The following is a 6,501-nucleotide window of genomic DNA, read 5'->3' on the forward strand; positions in this document are numbered from 1 at the left end:
CATCGCGACGGTAGACAGCACAGATCAGAGCCGCATCAGAGACGCGCAAGGCGGTGAGCACCAGGTGAAGGTGATCGGCGCGGGCTTCGGCCGCACGGGCACGAGGTCCTTGCAGGCGGCGCTCGAGATCCTCGGTCACGGGCCCTGCTACCACATGTCGACGGTCATCGCGGAGCCGTACCGCGTGCGACAGTGGCTGGACATCGGCGAAGGGCGCTCCCAGGACTGGGACACGCTGTTCGCGGGATTCCAGTCCGCCGTCGACTGGCCCGCCGCCGCGTACTGGCGGGAACTGTCCGAGCACTACCCCGACGCCAAGGTCGTCCTCACCGTCCGCGACCCCGCCCGCTGGTACGACAGCGTCAGCGAGACCATCTTCCGCAGCGCCCTGGAGGAGCGGCGGCTCTCCTTACGCCGCCGGGTGACCCGCTGGCTGGTGGCCCGCCGCGCCCCCGACTTCGCTCTCTACCCGCGCATGGCGCGGGCGACCGTCATGGACCGCGTCTTCGACGGCCGCATCGACGACCGCGCGCACGTCCTCGACGTCTTCGAACGGCACGTGGCCGAGGTCAGGGCGGCGATCCCAGCGGAGCGGCGGCTGCTGCGGCTGATCGTACGGGGACGCTGAGCCGGAGGTGCGCACGGCAGGGTTCGCCGTTCGAGCGAGCCCTGCCGCATGCGCCCGGGAGCTACCTCCCCGCTATGCCGGTGAGCATGATCCCCCTGATGAAGTACTTCTGCGCCGCCAGGAACACCACGATGACCGGAACCAGCGCCAGGATGGACACCGCCATCATGAGGTTGTAGTCGTCGGAGTACTGGCCGCGGAACAGCGAGATGCCGAGCGGGATCGTGTAGTTCTCCGTCGAGCGCAAGTAGATCAGCGGGTCGATGTACTCGCCCCAGGCACCGACGAACGACAGCAGCGTCACGGTCGCGATCGCCGGTTTGGACAGCGGGATCATGATCCGCCAGAGGATCCGCAGCTCCCCGGCCCCGTCGATGCGGGCCGCCTCCACCAGTTCCTGCGGGATCGTGGTGAAGAACTGCCGGAGCAGGAAGATGTACAGCGCGGTGCCGAAGAAGTTGGGCAGGAACAGCGGCCAGAAGGTGTCCACCAGGTCCAGCTTGGAGAACAGCAGGAACCTCGGCACGATGACCACCTGCGCGGGGATCATCATCGTGCCCAGCATCAGCGTGAAGGCCATGCCGCGCATCCGCGAGCGCAGCCGCGCGAAGGCGTAGGCGGGCAGGATGCAGGAGATGAGATTGCCCACGATCGACAGCGTGGTCACCACCACGCTGTTGACCAGGAAGGTGTTGAAGGGCAGGCTCATCCACGCGTTCGGGAAGTTGGACCAGGTGAAGACGTCGGGGATGAACCTCGGCGGAAACTCCAGCACGGCTCCGGACGGTTTGAGCGCGGTGGTGAGCATCCACAGCAGGGGAAGCAGGCTGGCCGCCGAGGCCAGGACGAGGAGCGCGTAGGCCGTCAGACGCTGGACCCGGCGGATCCGCTCGGCCTGGGCGGGGGCCGCGGGCCGCTTCTCCACCGGGCGGGCCTGTGCGGGCAGGACCTTGATTGCCATCTCGTGACCTACTTGACCTCGTAGTGGACCCAGCGGCGCGCGAGCCCGAACTGGATCGCGGTGAACACGATGACGAGGAAGAACAGCGCCCAGGCGATCGTCGAGGCGTAGCCCATCTCGAAGTACTTGAAGGCGTAGCGGTAGACGTACAGGCCCAGGACCAGGGTGGAGTTGGCCGGCCCTCCGTCGGTCATGAACAGGATGAGCTGGTAGGCCTGCAGGCTGCCGATGAACCCCACGACCAGGTTGAAGAAGATGACCGGCGACATCATCGGGACCGTCACGTTCCTGAACCTGCTCCACCAGCCGGCGCCGTCGATGTGCGCGGCCTCGTACAGCGAGACGGGCACGCCCTGCAGACCGGCCAGAAAGATGATCATCGCGTTTCCGGTGGTCCAGGTCGTCATGATGACCAGGCCGGGGATCGCCCAGCTCGCGTCGGTCAGCCACCCGGGCCCCTGCACGCCCAGGAGGCCGATCAGGTAGTTGACCAGGCCGTAGTCGGGATGCAGCACGTGGATCCAGAGCAGGGCGGTGGCGATGCCGGAGATCACCGACGGCATGTAGATGATCGTGCGGAAGATCGCCTGCCCGCGCAGCTTGATGTTGAGCAGGAGCGCCGCGGCGAGGCTGTAGACGACACCGGCCGTGGCGGAGGCGGCGCCGAAGTAGATGGTGTTCCTCGTCGCCACCCAGAAGTCGGGGTCGCGGAGCAGCTGGACGTAGTTGTCCAGGCCCACCCACTGCGGGGCCGACAGCAGCTCGTAGCGGGTGAAGCTGAGCACCAGCGACACGATGATGGGCCCGCCGGTGAAGAAGACGAAGCCGATGGTCCACGGCAGGGCGAACAGGTGGAACCGGCGGGCCTCGCGCCGGACGAGCGGGGAGGCGGCCATGATCAGACGTTCTCCGCCAGCATGGGAGTGACGCGCTCGGTGACCTGCTTGAGCCCCTCGTCCACCGACAACGACCCTGACATGACCCGCTCCCAGATCGGCTTGGTCAGGTCCTCGAGCTTGGGCGTCGCGGGCAGCCTCAGCACGCCGTCGCTGGTGCCGTACTTGTGCAGCGAATCCTTGGTGGTGTCGATCACCTCCTTGTCGAGCTTGAGGTCCTGGAGGTTCTCCTCGAACGCCGACAGCCGCGACGGCGGGGTGTCGAGGAAGAAGCGGTGGCCGGCGTAGGAGCGCAGGGAGTTGAGCACGATCCACGCCGCTTCGGGGTTGCGGGTCTTGCTGGTGATGCCGAAGGCGCTGCCCAGGACCGGGGTGAACCGGCCCTCGGGACCGCTGGGCACGTGTGTCAGGCTCCAGTCGAACTGCTGCTCGGCAGGCAGGGTGAGCAGGGTGACGATGTTCCACGCGCCGCCGACGTACAGGGCTCCCCTGTTCAGCGTGAACGGCTCGACCTTCGCCGTCGCCTGCGTCTCGGCCAGGTCCGGCATCGCCTTGTCCTTGATCAGCAGGTCCATCCAGCGCTTCAGCACGTCGCGGCTGGCCGGCTCCTCGATCACGCACTTGCGCTCGTCGGCCGTCAGGTAGCGGCCGCCGTGGGCGAGCAGGAACGTCGCGGTGAGGTCGCTGGTGGGCTTGGGCACCGGCGTGAACCCGAAGATCTTCTGCGCACCCGTGCCCGAGACCAGCCCGCGCGCGGCCTCCATGAGCTTGTCCCAGGTCCAGGAGGCGTCGGGCACCTTGGCGCCCGCCTTCTCGAAGATCTCCTTGTTGTAGAAGAGCAGCTTGGGCGCCGAGTCGGTGCCCAGCGCGTAGAGCTTGCCGTCACGCTCCCAGTAGCTGAGCGCCGCCTTGGAGAAGTCGGCGCGGTTGAAGTCGGGCGTGGCCGCGATGAAGTCGTCCAGCGGCAGGTACAGGTTGTTCTTGATGAAGCTCTGCCCCCACTGGAACTGCGAGTACATGATGTCGGGCAGCACGCCGCTGGCGGCGCCCGTCAGGTACTTGGTGCGGAAGTCGTCGAACGGCGTGACCTCCACCTTGATCTCGATGTTCGGATGCCGCTTCTTGATGAACTTGGCGAACTGGGCGTGCCGCACCTCGTGCCGCTGACCCGGAATGATCGCGACGGTGACGGTGACCTTGGAGGTGGGTTCCGGCACTTTGGTCGTGGGCCACGGCAGCGAGTCGAAGAGCTTCTCCGCCTCGTCGTAGGGGAACAACGCGCTCTCCGGCCGGTCCGGGTTGATCACCTCGGAGCTGCTCGACGCCGAGGTGGTCGGTCCGGCCTGGCGGGTGCGCGGGCCACTCCCGCAGGCGCTGAGGGGTACGGCAGCCGCCGCCATGGCGGCGAGGCTGAGAAGCTGGCGCCGGTTCAGGCCGGTGGTGTCCAGGCCGCGCAGGGGGTTGTGCATGGGGGGTAATGCCTTTCAGAGGAAGAGCTCGATCACCGGGACGGCGACATCCGGCGGCTGTACGGGAAGCTCGAGGGTGAGGGTGCCCTCGGGGATCGTGAAGAAGTTGACGTTCCCGTTGTCGACCTTGGGGTCGGGGGCCCACATGCGGATCTCCGACTTGTCGTTGAGCAGCTGCGCGTAGCGGACCTTGCCCGCCAGGCCCGGCAGGTGCAGGTGCCGGTACGGCCAGGACAGGACGTGCACGTACAGCCGGTCGCCCCGCTGGGTGTAGCGGCAGTCCTCCGGAGCCTGGAACTGGCTCACCCCCGCGCCGTGGATCGACTGGCTGTGCAGCCGCATCCAGTCGCCGATCTCCCGCAGCGTGTCGAGCGCTCGCGGTTCGAACTCGCCCCGGCCGTTGGGGCCCACGTTGAGCAGGAGGTTGCCGTCCTTGGAGACCGAGTCGATCAGCATGCGGATGAGCAGGCCGGGCGACTTCCACGCGTGGTTGTCCCGGTCGTAGCCCCAGCTTCCGTTCAGCGTCTGGCAGGCCTCCCAGACCGTCGACAGCGGGCCAGGCGGCTGGAACTGCTCCGGTGTGGTGAAGTCGCCCGGCAGCTCCAGACGGTTGTTGATCAGGATGTCCGGCTGGATGCGGCGGATCTTGTCCACCAGCTCCTCCGAGCGCCACTCGGCCTTGCCCTTGCCGCCGTAGACCGGCTTGCCCTGCCTGACCCGGCCGGCGTAGGAGAAGTCAAACCACAGCGTGTCAAGGGGGCCGTAGCGGGTGAGCAGCTCCTCGACCTGCCCGTGCAGGTAGTCCGCGTACTTGGTGACATCCCGGTCGGGGAACGTGCCGCCCTCGACGTACGCCGGATGCAGCCCGTCGATCGGGAAGTCCGGGTGATGCCAGTCCAGCAGCGAGTAGTAGAACCCGACCCCGAGCCCTCTGCTCTTGAACGCCTCGACGAAGGGACCGATCAGGTCCTTGCCGTGCGGCGTGCCGCTCACGCAGTAGTCGGTCAGAGCCGAGTCCCACAGGCAGAAGCCGTCGTGGTGCTTGGCGGTCAACACGGTGTAGCGCATCCCGGCCCGCTGCGCGGCCTCGGCCCAGGCCTCGGGGTCGTACAGATCGGGGTCGAAGCGTTCGAAGTAGCGCTGGTACTGCTCATCGGACTGGTGCTCGCGCTGCTTGACCCACTCGTGACGGGCCGCCAGCGCGTAAAGCCCCCAGTGGACGAACAGGCCGAACCTGCGCTGCCGGAAGTCCTCGATACGGGAATCTGACATCCGTGCCACCCTCTGCCGTTAGGGAAGTGCGAAATATTTCGCACGTCTCGACTTGCGGGTAACGTAGGCGAAACATCGGATGTGGTCAAGGCTCTTGAGTCAGAAGTCGACTGGGAGCCCCCGCTTCTTCCTTGACGCCTCGGAGATGCCCTCCGAGCTGCTGATGTCGTACAGGACCGATGGACGGCCGCCATCGCCACGGTGCCCCATGCCGCACTGCCGAGCGTCGCGCCGGCGCGATCACATCCGATGTTTCCACCGCAGCGGCTTGCGAAACATCCCGCAGACGGTACGGCGGCCGGCACCCCGCCAGGGCGAACCCGTCAGCGGACACCACGAGGGTGGAGCGCGGAGGCGCGCGCCGTAAGTTTTTTCACACTTCGTCCTGTAGAAATATATTTTCCGCTGAATTATCAGTTAGACGAATATCCCCAATCTTAGGGATGCCAAGCCTTCCTCAAGGCGTTTTATCGTGGAGCTGCCAGGGAGCAATAAACCCTCAAGAAAAGTCCACAGCCCACCAAACCGCAAGGAGTACGGCGATGTCAAAGTTGTACGCGTCATGGCACCACGGATTCACGGCAGTGGCCGAGAATCCCAACACGAGCGCACTACGTCAGGGATTCGGCGTCACCTTCTCGCTTCCGGCGAACGGCGGCGACTGGATCCACCTGCCCATTCCCACCCCGGTCATCGTCGAAGACCGCCGGGCCACCCTGGACAGGGTGCTGATCCTCTTCGACGCGCGGGAGACCAGCGCGCTCGTCGCCGTGCACGTGTGGGAGGGCCCGAACCGCATCCTGGTCCGAGAGGGTCTCAGGATCGAAGGCGACCATGCGCACGGTCTGAGCGGGGACAACGTCTTTCCCGTAGGCCACGACGGCATCTCGTGGGGGTGCGGGATCTCGATGTTCTTCACCGCCGGTGCGATCGACAGCCACGTCTTCATCGCCGGTTTCGGCGGGGACTTCTCGCACAACATCTGACTGGACCGGCGTTCCTCGGCGGGGTCGGCTCCCCGCCGAGGAACCCGTCCGATGGCGCCTTGGCTCTGCTTCCGGTTCACGGCCGGGAGCGGAGCCTTTCGCGTGCCAGCGGATGATCGCGAGGCACGGTCACGCGAGACATGGTCACCCGAGGCACGGTCACGCGAGGCACGGTCACGCGAGGCACGGTCACGCGACCAGGCGCAGCCAGGCCGCCTCTGACGTGGCCTTCCACGGGCCCCAGATGGATCCGCTGCTGGCCGAGCTGACCGCCGCCGCGGGCGACCTG

General features: G+C 66.7%; 6 protein-coding genes. 2 read left to right on the forward strand and 4 right to left on the reverse strand.

Annotation, left to right across the window (positions count from 1 at the left end; translation table 11 throughout):
* The first annotated feature begins 64 nt into the window (after positions 1-64).
* Entirely contained in the window at positions 65-628 is a 564-nt protein-coding gene (locus AB0J64_RS17920) for a sulfotransferase family protein (protein WP_364027861.1), read from the forward strand.
* Between the two features lie 61 nt (positions 629-689).
* On the opposite strand, the gene AB0J64_RS17925 is transcribed toward AB0J64_RS17920, so the two are convergent.
* From AB0J64_RS17925 to AB0J64_RS17940, 4 genes are read right to left on the reverse strand one after another with little or no spacing between them, the layout of a single operon-like run.
* The gene (locus AB0J64_RS17925; protein WP_364027864.1) at positions 690-1,589 is read right to left on the reverse strand and encodes a carbohydrate ABC transporter permease; all 900 of its coding nucleotides are present in this window, start codon (positions 1,587-1,589) and stop codon (positions 690-692) included.
* Between the two features lie 8 nt (positions 1,590-1,597).
* Positions 1,598-2,485, reverse strand: coding sequence for a sugar ABC transporter permease (locus AB0J64_RS17930; protein ID WP_364027867.1), 888 nt, complete (start codon positions 2,483-2,485; stop codon positions 1,598-1,600).
* A gap of 2 nt (positions 2,486-2,487) precedes the next feature.
* A complete protein-coding gene (locus tag AB0J64_RS17935; RefSeq protein WP_364027870.1) occupies positions 2,488-3,954 on the reverse strand; it encodes a sugar ABC transporter substrate-binding protein in 1,467 nt (488 codons plus the stop codon).
* A gap of 15 nt (positions 3,955-3,969) precedes the next feature.
* Positions 3,970-5,226 (reverse strand): alpha-L-fucosidase, encoded by a 1,257-nt coding sequence (locus AB0J64_RS17940; protein ID WP_364027872.1) that lies wholly within the window; start codon positions 5,224-5,226, stop codon positions 3,970-3,972.
* A gap of 542 nt (positions 5,227-5,768) precedes the next feature.
* Here AB0J64_RS17940 and AB0J64_RS17945 point away from each other — a divergent pair.
* Entirely contained in the window at positions 5,769-6,212 is a 444-nt protein-coding gene (locus tag AB0J64_RS17945) for a DUF6623 family protein (protein WP_364027875.1), read from the forward strand.
* Positions 6,213-6,501: the final 289 nt, after the last annotated feature.

This window comes from Nonomuraea sp. NPDC049695 (genome assembly GCF_040674955.1).
Taxonomy (GTDB): Bacteria; Actinomycetota; Actinomycetes; order Streptosporangiales; family Streptosporangiaceae; genus Nonomuraea; species Nonomuraea helvata.

Coding starts and splice junctions, on each gene's coding strand:
- AB0J64_RS17925 (WP_364027864.1), bottom strand. CDS start 1,589: ATGGCAATCAAGGTCCTGCCCGCACAGGCCCGCCCGGTGGAGAAGCGG.
- AB0J64_RS17930 (WP_364027867.1), bottom strand. CDS start 2,485: ATGGCCGCCTCCCCGCTCGTCCGGCGCGAGGCCCGCCGGTTCCACCTG.
- AB0J64_RS17935 (WP_364027870.1), bottom strand. CDS start 3,954: ATGCACAACCCCCTGCGCGGCCTGGACACCACCGGCCTGAACCGGCGC.
- AB0J64_RS17940 (WP_364027872.1), bottom strand. CDS start 5,226: ATGTCAGATTCCCGTATCGAGGACTTCCGGCAGCGCAGGTTCGGCCTG.
- AB0J64_RS17945 (WP_364027875.1), top strand. CDS start 5,769: ATGTCAAAGTTGTACGCGTCATGGCACCACGGATTCACGGCAGTGGCC.